Below are 19989 nucleotides of genomic sequence, written 5' to 3' on the forward strand. Positions count from 1 at the left end.
CCTTAAACCGCTGCCGCGCCGCTGACTATCTCAGAAATTTCCTGAGTAATCGCTGCTTGACGAGCCTTGTTGTACACCAACTGCAATTCATCAATGATATCGCCGGCGTTGTCTGTTGCGTTTTTCATCGCAAGCATACGAGATGCTTGTTCACACGCAATGTTTTCAACGACTGACTGATATACTTGAGATTCAATATAGCGAACCAATAACCCGTCCAAAATCTCAACGGCTTCAGGCTCATAAATGTAATCCCAGTGGTGCTGTAACTCTGTATTCTCTTCCGCTTTTAATGGCAAAAGTTGCTCAACCGTCGGCGTCTGAGTCATGGTATTCACGAACTCATTAGACACTACATACAGACGATCAATGCGACCTTCATCAAATGCGTCTAGCATCACCTTAACACTGCCGACTAAGTCGTCAGCTTTGGGTGCATCACCTAAACCGGTGAAAGCTGCTGTTACATTTCCGCCGTAGTTACGAAAGAAAGAAACCGCTTTACCGCCAATAGCGCAGATGTCGATTTCAACACCTGAATCAGCGAACTGTTTCATATCTTTAATGGCTTTTTTGAACACGTTAATGTTCAAACCACCACATAAACCACGATCAGAAGAGATTACGATATAACCAACACGATTCGCCTCACGTTCGGTAAGGTAACGGTGTTTATACTCAGGATTCGCGTTGGCCAAATGACCAACTACTTGGCGAATTCGTTCCGCATACGGACGAGAAGCGGCCATACGATCCTGAGCTTTACGCGTCTTACTAGCAGCTACTTTTTCCATAGCACGAGTAATTTTACGCGTATTGTTAATGCTCGAAATCTGAGTACGTATCTCTTTTCCGACTGCCATAATAGAACTGCCCTTGTGAGAATGTTATTTCACAAACTGCAAGAAGATGGTGACAAGCTAAATTATTAGCGAGTCACCAAAGTCATTACCAAGTTTGCGTCGCTTTAAACTTCTCGATTGCCGCTTTCAGTGTCGCTTCAATCTCGCCGTTAAAATTACCAGTTTTGTTGATGTCAGCCATCAGATCAGCGTGTTCGCTGTTCATGAAGCCTAACAACGCAGTTTCAAAACTACCAATTTTGCTTGTTTCAACATCTTCAAGGAAGCCATCATTAGCAGCGTAAAGAACCACGCCCATATCAGCGACAGGCATAGGAGAGAACTGCTTTTGTTTCATCAGTTCAGTAACCTGTTTACCATGTTCTAGCTGTTTACGAGTCGCTTCGTCTAGGTCAGATGCGAACTGAGCGAATGCCGCCAATTCACGGTACTGAGCCAATGCAAGACGAATACCGCCACCAAGTTTTTTGACAATCTTAGTTTGCGCAGCACCACCAACACGAGATACAGAAACACCCGCGTTCATCGCTGGACGAATACCTGCGTTAAATGAGCTCGTTTCCAAGAATATCTGACCATCTGTGATGGAGATAACGTTGGTTGGTACGAATGCTGATACGTCACCACCTTGAGTCTCGATGATTGGCAATGCGGTCAAAGAACCTGTTTTGCCTTTCACTTCACCATTGGTGAATTTCTCAACGTAATCAACGTTTACACGTGATGCACGCTCTAGAAGACGAGAGTGAAGGTAGAATACGTCACCTGGGTAAGCTTCACGACCTGGTGGACGACGAAGAAGCAAAGAGATCTGACGGTAAGCCCAAGCTTGCTTGGTCAAATCATCATAAATGATCAATGCGTCTTCACCGCGGTCACGGAAGTATTCACCCATAGTACAACCAGTGTATGGTGCTAGGTATAGCATCGCCGCTGGATCAGATGCGCCAGCCGCTACCACAGTGGTGTAACTCATTGCACCGGCTTCTTCAAGCTTACGTACAACGTTGGCAATAGTAGATTGTTTCTGACCGATCGCTACGTACACACACTTAATGCCACTGTTTTTCTGAGCAATAATAGTGTCGATAGCCAACGCCGTTTTACCAATCTGACGGTCACCGATGATCAACTCACGTTGACCACGACCAATTGGCACCATAGCATCAATGGCTTTGTAACCAGTCTGGATAGGTTGATCAACGGACTGACGTTCGATAACGCCCGGTGCCACTTTTTCAACTTTATCCGTTAGCTTTGCATTGATATCGCCTTTACCGTCGATTGGATTACCCAATGCGTCAACAACACGACCAAGCAATTCAGGTCCAATTGGAACTTCCAATATACGACCTGTACATTTAACTTTTTGACCTTCTACAAGGTCTTGGTATTTACCCAATACGACTGCACCGACAGAGTCACGCTCTAGGTTCAATGCAATACCGTAAACACCACCAGGGAATTCAATCATTTCCCCGTACATAACATCTGCCAAACCGTGAACCAGAACGATACCGTCTGCTACACTGACAATTGTGCCCTCATTTTGGGCATCAGAAGTGACATCGAGATTCTCGATGCGCTTCTTGATAATCTCGCTGATCTCAGATGGATTCAGTTGCTGCATGCTAAATTCCTCAACCCTGTTTTCGATTTAACGAAACACTAGGAGTTTATCGCCTCGGACAGTTTCGCCAGTTTACCGCGAACTGAACCGTCGATGATTAAGTCACCTGTACGGATAACCACGCCACCAAGCAGGCTCGCGTCTGTTTCATTGGTTAAGTTGATAGTACGATCCAACTTTTTCGCCAATGATGCGGCCAATGCTTGTGCTTGTTCTGCTGATAATTCATAAGCAGAGGTAAATTCAACATCTACCGCTTTTTCGAAATTCAGTTTGAACTGTTGAAATAACACAGAAATGGCTGGAATCAGCGTTAAACGCTTTTTATCAGCCAGTGCAAGCAAGAATGCTTTACCCTGTTCTGTTGTTACTTCTGCACAAACGTCCGCTAGAGCGTTTGCCTTCTCTTCCGCACTAAAAGCTGGATTTCCAAGTGCCACTTTGAGCTTAGGTTCCGCTGTTACAGCGGCTAATATGCTTAGCATATCGGCCCATTCTGTAACATGGCCTTGCTCACGGGCAACTTCGAAAGCTGCTTTAGCGTACGGTCGCGCGACTGTTTTTAATTCAGCCATTAGACCCTCGCTTAAAGCTCTTTAGCGAGTTTTTCAACGATCTCGCTATGTGCTTTTTCGTCAATTGTGGCTCCCAAGATCTTCTCGGCACCAGCAAATGCAAGAACAGAAACTTGTGAACGCAATGCTTCTTTAGCACGCAATACATCCTGTTCTATTTCTACTTGAGCTGCTTCGCGCAAGCGCTTGCCATCGGCAATTACCTGCTCTTTTGCCTCGTCGACCATTTGGTTCGCACGTTTGTTGGCTTGTTCAATAATCTCGGCCGCGTTCTCTTTGCTTTCACGTAGAATTTGAGTGGCTTGTTCTTGTGCCAATTCAAGATCACGTGAAGCACGGTTCGCTGCTTCCAAACCGTCTGCAATTTTTTTGCTACGCTCTTCGAGCGCAGCAATTACTGGTGGCCACACATATTTCATGCAGAACCAGACAAAAATGGCAAACGAGATAGCTTGGCCTAGAAGTGTGAGATTTAAGTTCACGCTAATACCCTCGCTTTAAGTCGTTTAAAAATCATTTCCGCAAATGTTTGCAGAATATTAACCAGCGACCAAAGCAACAAAAGGATTCGCAAAAGTGAAGAACAATGCGATACCTACACCGATCATAGTTACGGCATCAAGAAGACCCGCTACGATGAACATTTTAACTTGCAGCATTGGAACCATCTCTGGTTGACGCGCAGCGCCTTCCAAGAATTTTCCACCCAAAATACCAAAACCAATCGCAGTACCTAAGGCACCTAGACCGATTAGAAGGGCTACAGCGATCGCAGTAAGACCAACTACAGTTTCCATTTTAACTCCTACATTTTCACAGTTTTAGATAAGGTTTAAAAAAATATTACTTTAAAGAACACACTTTTAGTGATCTTCGTGCGCCATACTCAGATAGACGATAGTCAACATCATAAAGATGAAGGCTTGAAGCACGATGATCAAAATATGGAAGATTGCCCATGGTACCGATAAAGCCCATTGTAGACCCCAAGGTAGAATAGCAATCAAAATAAAGATCAATTCACCAGCATACAAATTACCAAACAATCGCAATGCCAATGAAACAGGCTTAGCAAGTAGACCAACACCTTCAAGCAAGAAGTTGAAAGGGATCATCCATTTACCAAAAGGCTGTAACGTCAGTTCACCAACAAAACCACTCACACCTTTTACTTTGATACTGTAGAAAACGATCAAAGCAAAAACCGAAAGAGACATGCCTAATGTGGCATTAATGTCGGTTGTCGGAACAAATTTGAAGTACACATTATGAGGATCAGCACCGAATACAGAAACCCCAATCCATTGAGCAGCAGCTGGCAAGAAGTCAACTGGGATCAAATCCATGAAGTTCATCAAGAAGACCCAAACAAAAATAGTAAGTGCTAACGGTGCAATGACCTTACTCTTACCATGAAAGGTTTCTTTAACACTGCCATCCACAAACTCAACCATAAGCTCTACAAAATTTTGTAAACCTGATGGCGTATCTGTCGAAATTTTCTTTGCTGCTTTACGGAACAACCACAAAAACAATACACCCAAGGCGATAGAAACCGCCATTGTGTCTACATGAATTGCCCAGAACCCCATATCTGCTGCTTCTTTAGCATCATGAGCAAGGCCCCATGTACCATCAGGATGTTGACCAAAGGTCAGATTCTGAAGGTGATGCTTTATATATGCAGAAGCTGTTGGACTTTCAATACCCATACTTATATCCACGCTCTCTCAATGATTAAAATCCTACCCTCTATTATGCTAACTATTTCTTAGCACGATAGGGCTGAGCCAATGGCTCAAAATTGCGCCACCAAAACCTGCAAAAAAAGCCCCTGCAGCTAATGGTTTTATCAGAAGAAAAACCAGCGACAATAAAATCACTGTCATAGCCAATTTACCGGCTTCTCCACGATAGAATGATCTAACAACCTCTTTTGCTGGACGAACACCTTTGTAACCAAAGATGCGCCAAGCCATAAACATACTCGGTAAAATACTGGTTAATGCACCCAATATAAAAGAGTACCCATACAGACAACCAGCACTGTAAAAAATTCCCAAAGAAACGAATAAAGTAAGTAATAATTGTAGCAAGAGGAAACGAAACACAGCCTTTTTTCTGGCGCTGATGATAGCACTCGCGCTTAACGGCTTATTTGTTCCCATTACCCAATTCTACTCCGCACTTAAAAAGTGCAATCAATGTGATGATTTACAAAATTCGAGGCATTATATGGGTAATGACGGCTGTGTTCAACTTAAACTGGATAGCAAGACGACTTTCAGGGCATCTTGTCTAGATAGAAAAAACCTTTATTGAAAATTGCATCATTTCTCTGTGAGCAGTTCGCTAATCAAGAGTTCTAGGTGTTCTGGGTTTCGATATTCAATAACCAACTTACCTTTCCCTTTCGCGGAAGGTTGGATTTTTACCGCGGCATTGATTTTTTGACTGATGCGTTCGGCTTCTGCACTTAAATCAGGCAGAGAAGGTTTACTATCTTCATTTTTTTCAATTACTTGGAAGTTTTTCGCCAATCGTTCTGTTTCACGAACCGACAACGATTTTGTCACCACTTGCGATGCGGCTTGTATTTGTTTGTCGTGCTCTAATGGCAACAAGGCTCTGGCATGGCCCATTTCAATATCACCGTGTTCAAGCAAACGACGCACTTCAGGTGTCAGGCCAAGTAAACGTAATAAGTTCGCGACAGTAGAGCGTGACTTACCCACCGTATCAGCGACTTCTTGCTGAGTAAGATGAAAATCTTCTACTAAACGCTGCAAAGCCAACGCTTCTTCAACGGGATTTAAGTCTTCACGTTGAATATTTTCAATTAAAGCTAAGACCACTGCGTCGGCGTCTTCAACATGACGAACAATCACAGGAACTTGGGTTAAATCCGCCAATTTAGCCGCGCGCCAGCGGCGTTCACCTGCAATGATTTCGTATTGATTATGGCCGCTTGGACGAACCACGATTGGCTGCATAATACCTTGAGTACGAATCGAAGACGCAAGATCTTCCAATTGCGCAGGGTTCATGTCACGACGAGGTTGGAATTTGCCTTTTGAAAGCCAATCCACAGGCAAATACGTTAAGCCTTTGATTTCTTCATTAGCGGTGCCAGCATCAGCGCCTTTCGTTGCTGCCGCTTGAGGCGCCAATAAGGCATCTAAGCCACGACCTAAGCCTCTTTTTTTCATCGTCATTTCATTAACCTTAATGGGTATTAAGCGTGCTTTGTAAAAAAATCATCAAGCGACGCATTTTCTAATAAATTCACCCGCTAACGCGAGATAAGCAATCGCACCACGAGATTGTTTTTCGTAGTGTAAAACAGGCAAACCATAACTTGGCGATTCTGCAAGACGGATATTACGAGGGATTACCGTGTCGTACACCTTGTCGCCAAAATGCTTATGAAGCTGGTTAGAAACATCATGCGTTAAGCTCGGGCGAGGATCATACATGGTTCGTAAAATACCTTCGACTTCAAGAGATGGGTTTAACGCTTGCGTAATACGTTCAATGGTTTGCAATAACGCCGTTAACCCTTCCAGCGCGTAATATTCGCACTGTACAGGAATCAACACACCTTGAGACGCCGCCAACGCATTGACGGTTAGCATGTTCAATGCAGGAGGACAATCGAGCAAAATGTAATCGAAATCATTGTCAACTTCATACAAACCCGCGCGTAAACGTGTTTCTTTACTCGGCAAATCCAATAACACGACTTCTGCGCCGGTTAAATCGCCGTTGGCAGGCAACACCCAGTAATCACCAGGCATGCTTTTTTTCATGACTTCTTTTACGCCATGCGTGCCAATCAATACGTCATAAACGCTTGTGTCTAATTCATCTTTAGTCAAGCCACTTCCTGTCGTGGCGTTGCCTTGCGGATCTAAGTCGATTAATAACACTCGACGTTTCATCGCCGCGAGTGAAGCCGCTAAATTGACACAGGTGGTCGTTTTGCCAACACCACCTTTTTGGTTTGTCACTGCAATGATTCTTGCCATTATTTACCCTTTACGCGTCATCACAACCATGTGACGCTCCGCTTGTATATTGGGCACATTAAGAGGCTCTACGGACACTAAATCAACCTCTTTCGGTAGCGCGGCGATTTCTTCCGTAGGATAAACCCCTTTCATTGCCAAAAAATTACCAGTGTCGCTTGGCAGAGGCAAAGTCCAATTTATCATATCTTGTAAAGAGGCAAACGCTCGAGAAATAACATGATCGTATTCGCCTTGATGAGCGTGCTTTTCAACACGTTCATTCTCAACAGTCACATTATCAATGCCCAGTTCCATTTTCACTTGCGTTAGAAAACGTGTTTTTTTGCCATTACTATCAAGCAAGGTAAAACGTTTCTCTGGGTAACATATAGCAAGCACCATACCAGGTAAGCCAGGACCTGTGCCGACATCAATAATCTTGTCACCTGTTATATAAGGTAATGTTGCCAAGCTGTCCAATAGGTGCAATGAAATCATTTGTTCAACATCACGAATGGCGGTCAGGTTGTATGCCTTATTCCACTTTTCAAGCATGGCAAGATAACGAACAAGCGATTGAATAGTATTATCTGAAAGAGAAGCGCCCATTTGTAGGGCGCCTTTTTGAATAGTGTCAAAGTGAGTCACAGTCGATCCATTTCTATAAAGATAGCAATAAGGAATTATCGGCTGATGATTCTAGGCACTTTTTCGTGCAATGGCACGTTTTTTCAAGTGAATAAGCAGTAAAGAAACCGCAGCAGGGGTGATGCCTTGAATTCTCGATGCCGCCGCCAGCGTCGCAGGACGAAGCTGATTTAGCTTCTGTTTTACTTCATTCGACAAGCCTTCCATGCTGCTGTAATCCAAATCATCTGGCAACGGCGTATTTTCTTGTCGACGTAAACGCTCAATGTCTTCCGCTTGACGAGTAATATAACCCGCGTACTTAACCGCAATTTGAACCTGTTCAGACACTTGTTCATCAACCGCTTCTTCTACCGCATTTTTTAAATTTGCTATATCAGAATAAACAATATTGGGACGTTTGAGCAAATCCAACAAGCTGTATTCATGTGTGATTGGCGTTTCTAATTTTGGATTAATCATCGCCGCTTCCGGAGAATTTGGCACAATCCAGCTGGATTTCAAACGCTGTGTTTCGATTTCAATCGCTTCGCGTTTTTTGCAAAATGCGGCCCAACGTTCATCGGAAACCAAACCAAGCTCACGGCCTTTTTCAGTCAAGCGCATGTCTGCGTTGTCTTCACGTAAAATCAGACGATATTCCGCACGACTGGTAAACATTCGATACGGTTCTTTGGTGCCCATGGTGATCAAGTCATCGACCAACACCCCCAAATACGCTTCATCACGACGAGGCGTCCACGCGTCCTTCTCTTGAGCAAGCAATGCCGCATTCAACCCAGCCAACAAACCTTGCGCGCCCGCTTCCTCATAACCCGTTGTGCCATTGATTTGTCCAGCGAAGAACAAACCCGGCATGTGTTTGGTCTCTAACGAATATTTTAAATCCTGAGGATTAAAGTAATCGTATTCGATGGCATAACCAGGACGCATAATATGCGCGTTTTCCATGCCTTTCATTGAACGAACCAACTCAATTTGCACATCAAAAGGCAAGGACGTCGAAATACCATTTGGGTACAGCTCGTGAGTGGTTAATCCTTCAGGTTCAATGAAAATTTGATGCGAATTTTTATCGGCAAAACGCACGATTTTATCTTCAATGGATGGGCAATATCGAGGACCAACACCTTCAATCACGCCCGTGTACATCGGAGATCGATCCATACCTGCACGAATAATGTCGTGTGTTTTTTCATTGGTATGGGTAATGAAACATTCAATCTGACGCGGATGCATCGCTCGGTTTCCCATGTACGACATAACGGGTGTCGTGTCGTCACCAGGTTGCGCTTGCATCTGAGAAAAATCGACAGATCGAGCATCAATTCGAGGTGGTGTTCCTGTTTTTAAGCGGTCAACACGGAATGGAAGCGCTCGTAATTTTTCCGCCAAACCTATTGAAGGTGGATCTCCAGCTCGGCCACCAGAGTGATTCTGCAACCCTATATGTATGATGCCGCCTAAAAACGTTCCTGCTGTTAACACCACGGTTTTACTGTTAAAGCGAATGCCTGTTTGGGTAATAACGCCGCGTGCAGCGCCGTCTACCACGATCAGATCTTCTACTGACTGCTGAAAAAGCCAAAGGTTTTCTTGGTTTTCTAATTTATGGCGAATGGCCGCTTTGTATAATATACGGTCAGCTTGAGCTCGAGTTGCTCGAACCGCTGGACCTTTACGAGAATTCAAAGTACGAAATTGAATGCCAGCTTTGTCTGTTGCCAATGCCATTGCACCGTCCAAGGCATCAATTTCTTTTACCAAATGGGATTTCCCTATACCACCAATTGCAGGGTTACAGGACATTTGTCCTAACGTTTCAATGTTGTGGGAAAGTAACAATGTTTTAACACCCATACGTGCTGCAGCCAAAGCCGCTTCTGTACCAGCGTGTCCGCCACCAACCACAATCACATCAAAACTACTTGGGAAATCCACGGGAACCTCGGTATTACGAATAAACAGAAAAAATGAATAAAAAACGATCAACTATCGATAAGGCCGCTTAGTATATAGGCTAATTTCTAAAAAGAAAGAGATCGAAAACCAACTTACCCGGTCATCAATATTAATATATATAAGTAAGTATATAAGATCTTTTATGTTTGTTATGTTTATATAGCAAGCGAAAATCTGTTGATAAGTATATTTTATACATATAAATCATACCGATATAGCTATAACATCTTGTTAACTTCCCCCCTATCTTCCTGTGTTGTGGATAACCTATTCCTGTGCATAAAAGTACTACTTATACACTCCCAATTTTAAACTGCTAAGTTGTTAAAAACTGTGCAAAACTTCCTATCAAGCTATCACCATACTTATCAACAGGTGTGTTTCGAAAATTTTTTTTAATTAACGTTATGTTTATAAAAGGTTTTATGACTTTTATGGGGTGTTTTTAAGCATTTTTTAAATGAGATTAATCCACAAGCAAAAAAAATAAAAAAATCTAAAAATACGATTTTTTACTGTGAATAGTTTGATCAAAGCCATGCTTTGAAAGGCTTGGCCTGCATTGTGGAGAAACAGAGACAATGTTTAAAAATCTCCGTCTGTGAGTAACTTTGCTCTGTTACCGTGATCAAGATGAATTGCGCAACTAAACTTTGCAGGAAGTGTGAGTGAAGGTCGACGTTATAGGCTGTTTTTGAATATCATCACGCGCAGTAAAAAATCGTCATCAAAACGACAATAAAAAGCGCCCTACATGAAATGTAGGGCGCATATTTATGACTAGGATGTCATATTAAATAATTAGCCGTTTTTAAGGCTTTTCATGTCAATGATGAAACGGTACTTCACATCACCTTTTTTCATACGTTGATACGCTTCATTAATATCTTGAATGTTGATCATCTCAGCATCGCACTCAATATTGTGTTCAGCGCAGAAATCCAATACTTCCTGAGTTTCCGCAATACCGCCAATCAAAGAGCCGGTTAAAACACGTCGCTTTAATACCAGATTTACAGAATGCACAGTAGGCTCTATCGGCTCAATCAATCCGACTAAAATATGAGTACCATCTACTTTTAAGCAGTTTAGATATGGGTTTAAATCGTGTTGTACTGGAATGGTGTCTAACAAGTAATCGAATGACATTGCTACGGCCTGCATTTGAGCATCATCCGTTGAAACAATGACATGATCCGCTCCTTGTTTTTTCGCTTCCGCAATTTTGCTTTCAGACCGAGTGAAAATGGTCACTTCCGCGCCCAATGCTTTTGCGAATTTTACCCCCATATGACCTAATCCGCCCATGCCTAGAATACCGACTTTATCACCTGCTTTTACACCATGATGGCGAAGCGGCGAATAGGTGGTAATTCCTGCACACAATAATGGTGCCGCTTTACGAACATCCAGTGCTTCTGGAATAGAAAGAACGAATTTCTCACGAACCACAATATGATCAGAGTAACCGCCGTAAGTTAAAGTACCATCGATTAAGTCTTTAAAACCGTAGGTTCCAACAAAGCCATTATCACAATATTGCTCTAAATCTGACGAGCAGTGTGAACAGTGCTGGCAAGAGTCGACCATACAACCAACGCCAACAAGGTCTCCTGCTTTATACTTAGTGACTTTGCTGCCAATTTCTGTCACACGGCCCACAATTTCATGACCTGGAACGATTGGGTAATTACTCGGTCCCCAATCACTTTCTGCAACATGAATATCAGAATGACAAACGCCACAATAAAGAATATCGATGTTTATATCGTCTTCACGAAGCGCGCGGCGTTCAAAAGAAAAGGGGGCTAAAGGGGTTGTTGCGGATTGTGCCGCATAGGATTTCGCTTGGCTCATAAAGAGTACTCCAGAATTGAACATGAAATAGGACTCCTGCAGTTTAGAGCCGTTTTTCGAATTCTGTGTTGTGCATTTTGCTTATACTTTTGCCTATTTCTCTAAATAAATTAAACTTAACTTTTCTTGCGCAATCTAAAGAGGATAATGCTTTTATTGATTTTTAGAGAGCAAGGGTAGACATATGGCAGACAGTCGTTTAATAGACTTGATCAAACCGCTGGTTGATGATGATGGATTTTTTGACACGTTAATACCCAATGTACGACTGATGAAATGCGCAAAATCGCTGCCTAGAATGCCACTTATGTATCGCCCAGGACTAACAATTATTGCTCAAGGGCAAAAAATTGGTTACTTAGGCGACAGAGAGATTCATTACAACCCAGGTCATTTTTTAGTGCAGTCTCTGCCTTTGCCTTTTGAGTGTGAGACATTCGCCAGTTTAGATCGGCCACTATTAGGTATTTCAATTGATATTGATTTTGCATTATTGTCTGAATTGGTTTCTGATTCCTTAGATAATCCCATAGAGCAAAGTGTACCCTATTGCCCTATGTCTTCTGTGCCTGTCAGCGAAGATATGGAAGCCGCCTTGATTCGTTTGATCCGTGCTTTATACGACACTAGAACCGCAAAAATTATGGGGGCAAGTCGCGTTCGAGAAGTTATTTTTGAGGCGCTTCAACATACAGAAGCCAATGTATTAAGAGAATTGGTTGTTAATCAAGGTCAATTTTCTCGTATTGTTCAATCTGTCCAAAAAATGAATACCTTTTTAGACCAAGAAATCCGCGTTGAAAAACTGGCCGAAAAAGCCAATATGAGCGTCTCTAGTTTCCATTATCATTTTAAAAATGTGACTGGATCTTCTCCGTTGCAATATCTCAAGCAATTACGCTTGCTAAAGGCCCAAATGTTATTGAATCAAGGAGTCCTTAGTGTGGGACAAATTGGCTTTGAAGTAGGTTATAAAAGCGTTCACCAATTCAGCCGAGATTATAAACGCTATTTTGGTTCACCACCGACCAAAGATAAACGCAGAGAAGATGCGGTCATTTGATGTTCTTTTAAAAATTGATTTTTATAGACGATCGGTCTAAATTATCGATTCTTTCGAAAATAAAACACCGAGGCGACGTATTGCTCAATCTCATTAATGAACAAAATACGACGATACACTTAGCAAATAAACCTCGTCGAGGTCGGCCAAAAAAAACACAAACAGACGACATGCATACTCGTGACGCGTTATTACGAGCGGGTATGCTCGTACTAACGGAAACCGGTTTTACTCGCAGCGGAATCGACCCTATTTTAAAGTCTGTCGGGGTACCTAAAGGGTCGTTTTACTATTATTTTTCCAGCAAAGAAGCCTTTGGTTTAGCGGTTCTTGAGCGTTATCGTCGTTATTTTGAAGCGAAACTAGACAGTTTTTTATTAGACGACGCCTTTCCACCTTTAGAGCGTTTACAGCGGTTTGCGCAGGACGCTCAAGATGGCATTGTTCGTCATAATTATAAGCGCGGCTGTTTAGTGGGAAATTTAGAACAGGAGTCGACGCATTTGTCTGAGGCATTTCGAGCGCAACTTCAACAAACCTATCAAAGTTGGCAGGTTCGCGTTGCTGCTAGTCTTAAACTTGCTTTAGAAAAAGGTGATATTGTCCTGTTGGACTCGATTGAAAACACATCTCAAGCCTTTTGGATTGGCTGGGAGGGTGCGGTTCATAGGACACGCTTAATGAAAAATACACAGCCATTATCTGTGTTTCTACATTTCTTTATTCAGGCGATTAAAGTGAAATAGTCTTGTTATATTTTAGCGCCAAGCGCTTAGGCTTGGCTTTTTTAACGAATTAAATAGACGATCGGTCTAAAAGTGAGGTTGATATGTTTAAAGGTGTATTGATTACACAAGAAGACAAAAAAAGTTCGGCATCAGTTGTGGCTATAAACGAAGACCAGTTACCTGAAGGTGATGTCTTGGTCGATGTGCATTACAGCACATTAAATTATAAAGACGGTTTAGCCATTACTGGAAAATCACCTGTTGTTCGATCTTTTCCCATGGTGCCGGGCATCGATTTAGTTGGCAAAGTGTCGCATTGTGACTCTGAGGTTTTTTCCCAAGGTGATTGGGTATTGTTGAATGGTTTTGGGGTGGGGGAAATGCACTGGGGCGGATTGGCTGAAAAAGCCCGGCTGAAAAGCGATTGGTTAATTTCACTTCCAAAAGGTATAGACGCAAAACAATCTATGGCAATAGGTACAGCTGGATATACCGCCATGTTGTCTGTTTTAGCGCTTGAAAAACAAGGTGTTACACCAGATTCTGGTGAAGTTTTAGTGACGGGTGCAAACGGTGGTGTTGGCAGCTTTGCGATACGTTTGCTTAACCGATTGGGTTATCAAGTTGTGGCGTCTACTGGGCGAATGGACGAACTCGAATATTTAAAAAGTCTTGGGGCAAATGACGTCATTGATCGGGCCAGCTTATCTGAGCCGGGCAAACCTTTGCAAAGAGAGCGTTGGGCTGGTGTGATTGACTGCGTCGGTAGCCATACGTTAGCCAACGCTTGTGCGAGCACAAAATATGGCGGTGTCGTAACCGCGTGTGGTTTAGCGCAAGGCATGGACTTCCCTGCGTCCGTTGCGCCATTTATTTTACGCGGCGTTAAACTCATTGGTATCGACAGCGTCATGCGTCCTAAGGCGGATCGTATCGAAGCATGGCAACGTCTGAGTGAATTGCTTCAACCACAAGACTTTGATGCAATAAGTCAGGAAATAGGATTGGAAGACGTGGTGGAAACGGCCTATAAATTGCTAGATGGTCAAGTACGAGGTCGAGTGTTGGTTAACGTAAAATCATAGAATACGACAAAGTACTTTATTCCTAATAGACACAGAGTATTTTTATACTCTGTGTCTGGCTGACTTCCAACTCACTGTTTTACCTCGTTGATTTTCAGTAACATGATGTCGACTTTGTTATTGATTGGAGTTCCAATGGACGTGTTAGACCCTGCTATTGCTATGCAAATAGTCACTCGTACCATGAGTATTTTGGGGCACAATGTTAATGTGATGAACAGCCGAGGCGTGATCCTTGGTTCCGGCGATAATTTGCGTATTGGCGCTGTCCATGAAGGTGCTTTATTGGCTATCACTCAAAACAGAGTGGTAGAAATTACTCTAGAAGTGGCTTCTGGTCTCATTGGTGTTAAGCCTGGTATTAATTTACCACTGCATTACCAAGGTAAAATCATTGGCGTTATTGGTATTACCGGTGAATTTAAGGAAATAACGCCATATGGCCAGTTACTCAAAATGACCGCCGAAATGATAGTTGAGCAAGCGAATCTACAAGACAATTTGCAATGGAAAAATCGTCAAAAAGAAGAGTTTATACTGCAGCTGATTAAGGGCGATTTTTCCCATAAACCTCAGCTTATCGAGTGGGCCATGAAGCTAGGGATCTCTCTCGATACCCCACGAGTTGCTGCCATTATTGAAGTCATTGGTCTGAACTCGCATTCGGAACAGAGCAGTAATGGCGCTAATAACCTCAAAGAAATATTACACCTTTTGCAGAGTCCAGAGCGCGATAATTTGGTTGCAATGACCTCGTTAAATCAGTTGGTTATTTTAAAGCCCGCTTTTCTTGATGGTAAACAATGGGATCCTATTTTAGAAAGTACACGGATCGACTCGCTACTAAATCGCTTGCCTGCTCATCTCAAGGAATGCACTAAAATCGCTTTAGGACATTATTTTCCAAGCATTGAGGGTATTGCATATTCCTATCAGACTGCGCAAGAAACCTTAGCTATTGGGAAACAGGTAAAAAACGAAGAGAGAAAGTATCTTTTCGAAGATTATTCTTTGCAGGTTTTACTATCAGGGCTTAAAAATAACTGGCGAGGAGATGTTTTATGTAGTCATTATGAAAAACTTCAATCACTTGATAATAAAGGGATTTTAAGGAAAACGCTTGCTGCTTATATTACTCATTTTGGAGACTTGCAGCGCTGCGCAAATGGGCTTCATATCCATCGTAATACGCTGCGTTACCGTTTAGACAAGATCCAAGCCATTACTCGAGTCGATATTCATACATTAGATGGTCTTTTTAGCTTGTATCTAGGTCAGCTGATAGCCAACCAATGACAGAAAAATAACCATTCCATCGAATTAATTCTAAATTTTTTGTGCGAATGACCAAATACCGAAGGATTTATAGCCAAATATCCAGCCAAGTGTCTAAAGCTTCTGGTGTGCATTTATTGAATAATCAAAAGTCCTAAAAACAGGTGTCATTGACTCCCACACTAAAAATAAAAAAGGACATTACTCGATGAGCTTAGTACTGATCTTGATAGGGGTTATCGCCTTTATCGTCGTTGCAACATCTAAATTTAAACTTCATCCTTTCCTAACCTTGATATTAGCCGCATTTATTGCCGCTTTTGCCTATGGTTTACCTAGCATTACGATTGCAAAAACCATCACATCGGGTTTTGGCGGTATTCTTGGGTATATAGGATTAGTGATCGTCTTAGGGACGATTATTGGTACCATTTTAGAAAAAAGCGGTGCTGCTATTACCATGGCAGATTGTGTTATTAAGCTTTTAGGGAAGCGCTTTCCTACCTTAACCATGTCTTTGATTGGTTATCTCGTCTCTATCCCTGTATTTTGTGATTCTGGTTTTGTCATTTTAAATTCATTAAAGCAGTCGATGGCAAATCGCATGAAAGTTTCCAGTGTGTCCATGAGTGTTGCGTTGGCAACAGGGCTTTATGCGACTCATACTTTTGTACCTCCAACGCCTGGCCCTATTGCCGCCGCAGGAAACTTAGGTCTAGAGTCGAATTTAGGCTTGGTTATTTTAGTGGGGATTTTTGTTGCTGCCGTTGCCGCTTTGGCGGGCATGTTGTGGGCAAATCGTTTTGCTAATGTCGAACCAGATGGTGAAGGCGCGGATGAACTTAAAACTCAAAATCAAGACTACGAAATCTTAAAGCAAAGCTATGGTGCATTACCAAGTCCATTTAAAGCTTTTGCGCCAATTTTTGTACCTATTTTATTGATTTGTTTTGGATCTATTGCTGGTTTTCCTTCCGCGCCTTTAGGAAAAGAGACTTTATATGATGTATTTGTCTTTTTAGGACAACCCGTTAACGCCTTATTAATTGGCTTGTTTTTATCGTTATTACTGCTAAAAAGTGATAAAAAAATTGAAGAGTTTAGTGAACGTATTAGCCAAGGTTTGATTGTAGCTGCGCCTATTTTGTTGATAACGGGCGCGGGTGGTGCTTTTGGTGCGGTTCTTAAAGCGACACCAATTGGTGAATTTCTTGGTACGTCACTGTCTGCGCTTGGTATTGGTATTTTTATGCCATTTATCGTGGCTGCAGCACTAAAGTCGGCACAAGGCTCTTCTACGGTCGCTCTAGTAGCAACATCGGCTTTGGTTGCTCCTATGTTGGGTGATATTGGCTTAGCCAGTGAAATGGGTCGAGTGCTAACCGTAATGGCGATTGGTGCGGGCGCTATGACGGTCTCTCATGCCAACGATAGCTTCTTCTGGGTAGTCACTCAATTTAGCCGTATGAGCGTATCACAAGCTTATAGAGCTCAAACGATGGCGACGCTAATTCAGGGTGTTACGGCAATGTGTCTTGTGTACATTCTGAGCTTGTTCTTACTTTAATAGATTGTTTTCGCGCTTATTTTGATAAACGGATAGGCGCACTTCTTGCTTTGGTTTAAAAATCAAAAGCATAAAAGGACAAGTATGAAAATCATCATTGCACCGGATTCTTTTAAAGAAAGCTTAACCGCACTTGGCGTCGCGAATGCGATAGAAGTGGGTTTTCGCCACGTTTTTCCTGACGCGGAATACATCAAAGTGCCGATGGCTGATGGCGGTGAAGGCACGGTGCAATCCATGATTGACGCAACACAGGGGCAATTCATTGACCTTGAAGTCACAGGGCCGCTGGGCAGTCAAGTTATGGCGCAATACGGTATTTTGGGGGCGCCTGACGGTCAAGAACCGACCACCGCCGTGATCGAAATGGCGTCTGCTTCGGGGTTACATTTGGTGCCGCGTGATCAACGTAATCCTTTCTTAACGACCAGTTTTGGTACTGGCGAGTTGATCAAAGATGCACTCGATCGGGGCATAAAACACATTGTTTTAGGGCTTGGTGGCAGTGCAACCAATGATGCAGGTGTCGGTTTGGCACAAGCATTGGGCATTCAATTCCAAGACGATAACCATCAAGAACTGCCCTTTGGCGGCATGGCGCTCGCACAATTGAGCCATGTTGATTTGAGCCAAGCGCACCCTCTTCTAGCCGAGTGTCGCTTCGATGTTGCTTGTGATGTTGATAATCCTTTGTGTGGTGAACGCGGAGCATCCGCGATTTTTGGTCCGCAAAAAGGCGCAACCTCCGACATGATTGAGCAATTAGACAAGACGTTAGCGCATTTTGCCGATGTTCTGGTGCAAAGTGGTTTTGCTGATCATCGCCTCGATCCTGGCGCCGGTGCAGCAGGTGGTATGGGATTGGGCGCGAAAGTCTTTCTGAATGCTGAGCTAAAACCAGGCATTGAGATTGTCATGGACACCGTTGGTTTAGCGAATAAGTTACAGGGAGCAGACTTAGTGATTACTGGCGAAGGTCGGATTGACGGTCAAACGGTCTTTGGTAAAACCCCCATGGGCGTTTTAAAACAAGCCAATGCTCAGAAAATTCCAACCATTGGCATTGCGGGCAGTTTGGGCAACGACGCCGATGCCATTTTGGCTTACGGCATGTTGGCGATATTCCCGATTATCCCCGCACTGGACAGTCTCGATAATGTGCTATCTCAAGCGGAGAGTAATCTGATCAATACATCACGCAACATTGCGTCGATTCTTAAACTAGGTCGTAACTTACTTTAATCTGCCTTTTTTTGCTGAGGAAATAGGTTACTTCCCGATACAAAACGAGCCAAAGATGCGGCCAAGCAAGTCATCACTGGTAAACGCGCCGGTGATTTCACTTAACGCTTGTTGCGCTTCTTTTAAATCTTCCGCGAGCAATTCCCCTGCGCCGTAGCCGTGAAGTTGTTCATCTCCGGCGTCTAAAAAGCGTTTTGCCTTGTTGAGTGCTTCGATATGTCGACGACGAGCGATAAAACCGCCCTCTGTTGTGCTGTCGAAGCCCATAACGGCTTTTAGGTGATCGGTAAGATCATTAACACCCTCACCTGTTTTTGCTGACAAGGAGATCACAGGGACGCCTGAGACTATTTCGATCCCCGTGCTCTCTTTGGTTAAATCGACTTTATTTCGAACCAGCGTTAAATGTTCGGTGCCGCCAAGCTTGTCGATGAAATCGGGCCAAATCTCGTTTGGGTCTTTGCTGTCGATGGATTGGCTGTCGACCATCATTAAAATACGATCGGCTTTGCTGATTTCATCCCACGCGCGCTGTATACCGATGCGCTCAACTTCGTCTGGACTGTCACGTAAGCCCGCGGTGTCGATAATGTGCAGCGGCATGCCATCTAGGTGAATGTGCTCGCGCAAGACGTCACGTGTTGTGCCTTCGATGTTGGTCACGATGGCGGATTCTTTCCCGGATAAGGCGTTTAGCAAGCTGGATTTTCCGGCGTTTGGACGACCTGCGATTACGACGTTCATGCCTTCTCGAATCAAGGCGCCTTGGTTGGCTTCTTTTAAAACGGTTTGCAGTTTGGCTTGAATCCCAGCCAATTCCGCGGCGACTTTTCCGTCACCGATAAAGTCGATTTCTTCTTCTGGAAAATCAATGGCCGCTTCCACGTAAATACGCAGATGAATCAAGGCTTCGACCAGTTCGTCCACGCGTTTTGAGAAGGCACCTTGCAAGGAGCGTAACGCGCATTTCGCGGCTTGTTCTGACGTGCTGTCGATCAAGTCAGCGATGGCTTCCGCTTGCGTTAAGTCCATTTTGTCGTTTATAAAAGCGCGTTCTGAGAACTCGCCTGGACGCGCCAAGCGTGCGCCAAGGGCAACACAGTGGCTCAATAGCATGTCCATAATCACTGGACCGCCGTGACCCTGCAGTTCAAAAACGTCTTCGCCTGTGAAGGAGTTCGGTCCCGGGAAATACAAGGCGATTCCTTCATCGAGTTGTTCTTGATCCGTCGTTTTGAAAGGCACGTAATGGGCATAACGCGGTTTCGGTTCAAAGCCGACAATTTGCTTTGCGATGGCAAGGCTTTTGGGGCCAGATAAACGAATAATTCCTACGCCACCTCGGCCGGGAGCGGTGGCTTGTGCGGCGATCGTGTCTTGGTCTGTGGCGTATTGGAAATCGGTCATAATCAAACTCTGTGCGATGAACGGGAAAAAAGGAATGAGTAGTAATTATCGCCATTGTCCATTAGCAAGGAAATCAT

At 43.5% G+C, this 19989-nt stretch carries 19 protein-coding genes; 6 read left to right on the forward strand and 13 right to left on the reverse strand.

What is annotated here, in order from left to right:
- Positions 1 to 2 precede the first annotated feature (2 nt).
- The 12 genes from atpG to D104_RS29680 form a co-directional block, all read right to left on the reverse strand.
- Positions 3 to 863, reverse strand: coding sequence for a F0F1 ATP synthase subunit gamma (gene atpG, locus D104_RS29625; RefSeq protein WP_024024273.1), 861 nt, complete (start codon positions 861 to 863; stop codon positions 3 to 5).
- Positions 864 to 948: 85 nt separating this feature from the next.
- Entirely contained in the window at positions 949 to 2493 is a 1545-nt protein-coding gene (gene atpA, locus D104_RS29630) for a F0F1 ATP synthase subunit alpha (RefSeq protein ID WP_024024274.1), read from the reverse strand.
- Between the two features lie 38 nt (positions 2494 to 2531).
- On the reverse strand, positions 2532 to 3068 hold the full coding sequence (locus D104_RS29635; RefSeq protein WP_024024275.1) for a F0F1 ATP synthase subunit delta: 537 nt from the start codon (positions 3066 to 3068) through the stop codon (positions 2532 to 2534).
- An 11-nt stretch (positions 3069 to 3079) separates the two neighbouring features.
- The gene (locus D104_RS29640) at positions 3080 to 3550 is read right to left on the reverse strand and encodes a F0F1 ATP synthase subunit B (protein ID WP_024024276.1); all 471 of its coding nucleotides are present in this window, start codon (positions 3548 to 3550) and stop codon (positions 3080 to 3082) included.
- A gap of 57 nt (positions 3551 to 3607) precedes the next feature.
- Positions 3608 to 3865 carry a F0F1 ATP synthase subunit C gene (atpE, locus tag D104_RS29645; RefSeq protein WP_012072127.1) on the reverse strand — a complete coding sequence of 86 codons (258 nt, stop codon included), beginning with the start codon at positions 3863 to 3865 and terminating at the stop codon, positions 3608 to 3610.
- A 66-nt stretch (positions 3866 to 3931) separates the two neighbouring features.
- Positions 3932 to 4780: a F0F1 ATP synthase subunit A gene (atpB, locus tag D104_RS29650; RefSeq protein ID WP_024024277.1), complete on the reverse strand. Its 849-nt coding sequence runs from the start codon at positions 4778 to 4780 to the stop codon at positions 3932 to 3934.
- 48 nt (positions 4781 to 4828) lie between these two features.
- Entirely contained in the window at positions 4829 to 5236 is a 408-nt protein-coding gene (locus D104_RS29655) for an ATP synthase subunit I (protein WP_024024278.1), read from the reverse strand.
- A gap of 162 nt (positions 5237 to 5398) precedes the next feature.
- Positions 5399 to 6283, reverse strand: a complete 885-nt coding sequence (locus tag D104_RS29660) for a ParB/RepB/Spo0J family partition protein (protein WP_024024279.1) — start codon at positions 6281 to 6283, stop codon at positions 5399 to 5401.
- Between the two features lie 45 nt (positions 6284 to 6328).
- Positions 6329 to 7096 carry a ParA family protein gene (locus tag D104_RS29665; protein ID WP_024024280.1) on the reverse strand — a complete coding sequence of 256 codons (768 nt, stop codon included), beginning with the start codon at positions 7094 to 7096 and terminating at the stop codon, positions 6329 to 6331.
- Between the two features lie 3 nt (positions 7097 to 7099).
- Positions 7100 to 7726: a 16S rRNA (guanine(527)-N(7))-methyltransferase RsmG gene (gene rsmG, locus D104_RS29670; protein ID WP_024024281.1), complete on the reverse strand. Its 627-nt coding sequence runs from the start codon at positions 7724 to 7726 to the stop codon at positions 7100 to 7102.
- A 51-nt stretch (positions 7727 to 7777) separates the two neighbouring features.
- Positions 7778 to 9667 (reverse strand): tRNA uridine-5-carboxymethylaminomethyl(34) synthesis enzyme MnmG, encoded by a 1890-nt coding sequence (gene mnmG, locus D104_RS29675; RefSeq protein WP_024024282.1) that lies wholly within the window; start codon positions 9665 to 9667, stop codon positions 7778 to 7780.
- 822 nt (positions 9668 to 10489) lie between these two features.
- On the reverse strand, positions 10490 to 11545 hold the full coding sequence (locus D104_RS29680) for an NAD(P)-dependent alcohol dehydrogenase (protein WP_024024283.1): 1056 nt from the start codon (positions 11543 to 11545) through the stop codon (positions 10490 to 10492).
- 184 nt (positions 11546 to 11729) lie between these two features.
- Between D104_RS29680 and D104_RS29685 the strand changes: the two genes are divergently transcribed.
- The 6 genes from D104_RS29685 (at position 11730) to D104_RS29710 (ending at position 18505) form a co-directional block, all read left to right on the forward strand.
- A complete protein-coding gene (locus D104_RS29685) occupies positions 11730 to 12608 on the forward strand; it encodes an AraC family transcriptional regulator (protein WP_024024284.1) in 879 nt (292 codons plus the stop codon).
- A gap of 80 nt (positions 12609 to 12688) precedes the next feature.
- A complete protein-coding gene (acuR, locus tag D104_RS29690; protein ID WP_024024285.1) occupies positions 12689 to 13354 on the forward strand; it encodes an acrylate utilization transcriptional regulator AcuR in 666 nt (221 codons plus the stop codon).
- A gap of 83 nt (positions 13355 to 13437) precedes the next feature.
- Positions 13438 to 14421, forward strand: a complete 984-nt coding sequence (acuI, locus tag D104_RS29695) for an acrylyl-CoA reductase (NADPH) (protein WP_024024286.1) — start codon at positions 13438 to 13440, stop codon at positions 14419 to 14421.
- A gap of 141 nt (positions 14422 to 14562) precedes the next feature.
- Positions 14563 to 15717 (forward strand): sugar diacid recognition domain-containing protein, encoded by a 1155-nt coding sequence (locus D104_RS29700; RefSeq protein ID WP_200866760.1) that lies wholly within the window; start codon positions 14563 to 14565, stop codon positions 15715 to 15717.
- A gap of 187 nt (positions 15718 to 15904) precedes the next feature.
- On the forward strand, positions 15905 to 17263 hold the full coding sequence (locus D104_RS29705) for a GntP family permease (RefSeq protein WP_024024288.1): 1359 nt from the start codon (positions 15905 to 15907) through the stop codon (positions 17261 to 17263).
- Between the two features lie 84 nt (positions 17264 to 17347).
- The gene (locus tag D104_RS29710) at positions 17348 to 18505 is read left to right on the forward strand and encodes a glycerate kinase family protein (protein ID WP_024024289.1); all 1158 of its coding nucleotides are present in this window, start codon (positions 17348 to 17350) and stop codon (positions 18503 to 18505) included.
- 27 nt (positions 18506 to 18532) lie between these two features.
- Here the strand turns inward: D104_RS29710 and mnmE are convergent, their stop codons facing one another.
- Complete coding sequence (gene mnmE, locus D104_RS29715) at positions 18533 to 19912, reverse strand: tRNA uridine-5-carboxymethylaminomethyl(34) synthesis GTPase MnmE (RefSeq protein ID WP_024024290.1); 1380 nt, start codon at positions 19910 to 19912, stop codon at positions 18533 to 18535.
- Between the last annotated feature and the right edge of the window lie 77 nt (positions 19913 to 19989).

Source organism: Marinomonas profundimaris (assembly GCF_000508165.1).
Lineage (GTDB): Bacteria > Pseudomonadota > Gammaproteobacteria > Pseudomonadales > Marinomonadaceae > Marinomonas > Marinomonas profundimaris.

Bases quoted from the DNA above. Each gene is read 5' to 3' on its own strand.
- atpG (WP_024024273.1), bottom strand. From the start codon at position 863: ATGGCAGTCGGAAAAGAGATACGTACTCAGATTTCGAGCATTAACAAT.
- atpA (WP_024024274.1), bottom strand. From the start codon at position 2,493: ATGCAGCAACTGAATCCATCTGAGATCAGCGAGATTATCAAGAAGCGC.
- D104_RS29635 (WP_024024275.1), bottom strand. From the start codon at position 3,068: ATGGCTGAATTAAAAACAGTCGCGCGACCGTACGCTAAAGCAGCTTTC.
- atpE (WP_012072127.1), bottom strand. From the start codon at position 3,865: ATGGAAACTGTAGTTGGTCTTACTGCGATCGCTGTAGCCCTTCTAATC.
- atpB (WP_024024277.1), bottom strand. From the start codon at position 4,780: ATGGGTATTGAAAGTCCAACAGCTTCTGCATATATAAAGCATCACCTT.
- D104_RS29655 (WP_024024278.1), bottom strand. From the start codon at position 5,236: ATGGGAACAAATAAGCCGTTAAGCGCGAGTGCTATCATCAGCGCCAGA.
- D104_RS29660 (WP_024024279.1), bottom strand. From the start codon at position 6,283: ATGACGATGAAAAAAAGAGGCTTAGGTCGTGGCTTAGATGCCTTATTG.
- D104_RS29665 (WP_024024280.1), bottom strand. From the start codon at position 7,096: ATGGCAAGAATCATTGCAGTGACAAACCAAAAAGGTGGTGTTGGCAAA.
- D104_RS29680 (WP_024024283.1), bottom strand. From the start codon at position 11,545: ATGAGCCAAGCGAAATCCTATGCGGCACAATCCGCAACAACCCCTTTA.
- D104_RS29685 (WP_024024284.1), top strand. From the start codon at position 11,730: ATGGCAGACAGTCGTTTAATAGACTTGATCAAACCGCTGGTTGATGAT.
- acuI (WP_024024286.1), top strand. From the start codon at position 13,438: ATGTTTAAAGGTGTATTGATTACACAAGAAGACAAAAAAAGTTCGGCA.
- D104_RS29705 (WP_024024288.1), top strand. From the start codon at position 15,905: ATGAGCTTAGTACTGATCTTGATAGGGGTTATCGCCTTTATCGTCGTT.
- D104_RS29710 (WP_024024289.1), top strand. From the start codon at position 17,348: ATGAAAATCATCATTGCACCGGATTCTTTTAAAGAAAGCTTAACCGCA.
- mnmE (WP_024024290.1), bottom strand. From the start codon at position 19,912: ATGACCGATTTCCAATACGCCACAGACCAAGACACGATCGCCGCACAA.